Source organism: Sneathiella sp. (assembly GCF_029233945.1).
Taxonomy (GTDB): domain Bacteria; phylum Pseudomonadota; class Alphaproteobacteria; order Sneathiellales; family Sneathiellaceae; genus Sneathiella.
Window position 1 is genome coordinate 5,256 of the sequence record NZ_JARGOQ010000093.1, and the last position, 1,135, is coordinate 6,390.

Consider the following 1,135-nt stretch of genomic DNA (forward strand, 5'->3'; position numbering starts at 1 on the left):
GCGGTCATATCGACGGTCTCGCCAAGTTTCGGGGTGAGCAGGTTGACGCCCTTCTCCTCGGCCGCCCTCAAGGCGCGAATGATCGGCTCGTCCCAGTCATGGAGCGCGAGGTTGAAGGTCGCCCAATGGACCGGCAGCACCGGCCCGCCGCCGATATCGAGCGCAACCTGCATCGCGTCTTCGGGCGGCATATGAATATCGATCCAGGACTGCCCCGGCCCGTAGGAGCCGACCTTGACGATATTGAGATCGAACGGGCCGAACCGCTCCCCGATCTCCGCGAACAGCGCCGAATAACCGCTGTCGCCGGTATAGAAGAAACGATGCTCCGGCCCCAGAACCGACCAGGAGGACCAGAGCGTCGCCTTGTAATCGAACAGCCCGCGCCCCGAATAATGCCGCGTCGGCGTCGCGATAATGGCCAGATCACCGAGCGGGACCGTCTCCCACCAGTCCAGATCATGGATCTGGCCTTCGGGAATATCCCATGCCGCCAGATGCGCACCCGCGCCGAGGGGGACAAAAAACTCTGTGCCCTGAGCGGCAAGATGGCGGATCGTCGCCTCATCCAGATGATCGTAATGGTTATGGGAAATGACGACCGCATCGATATTTTTGAGCGATGCGAGCGGCAGCGGCGACGGATGGAACCGCTCCGGCCCGGCAAACTGCACAGGGGACGCCCGGTCGGAGAGCACCGGATCGGTGAGGATGCGCATGCCGTCCATCTCGATCAGGGTGCTCGCATGGCCGAGCCAGGTTACGCGGAGGCCCGAGGGCGCGGGCGCGTCCAGATACTCCGGCGCCATCATCACAACGGGAAGCTCGCCCCCGGGCGCGCGCTGCTGCTCGCCGAAAAGCTGCTCCGACACATAATCCCAGGTGAGTTCAAAGGGGGCCTGCCCCTCCGGGTTGACGAAACCGCCGTCCTGATACTGCGGCGACGCCTCCGCCCGCGCGAGCCGCTCGCCCGCGAGATGGGCGCTCAAACCATAGCCGATCACAACCACCGCAAGGATGAGCACGAGAACCCCCGAGCTAAGACCGATACTGACCTTCTTCCAGAGTTTCATCCGCCCCTCCCGCAACAATACCCTCGCGTATAATAGACAGCGGAGGAGGATGGGCGCAAGGT

The 1,135-nt window shown here is 63.5% G+C and carries 1 protein-coding gene; it reads right to left on the reverse strand.

The window, feature by feature from the left end; genetic code table 11:
* Positions 1-1,073, reverse strand: a 1,073-nt coding sequence (locus P1U71_RS17490; protein WP_301106959.1) for an MBL fold metallo-hydrolase, incomplete at its 3' end; no start/stop codon positions are given.
* Between the last annotated feature and the right edge of the window lie 62 nt (positions 1,074-1,135).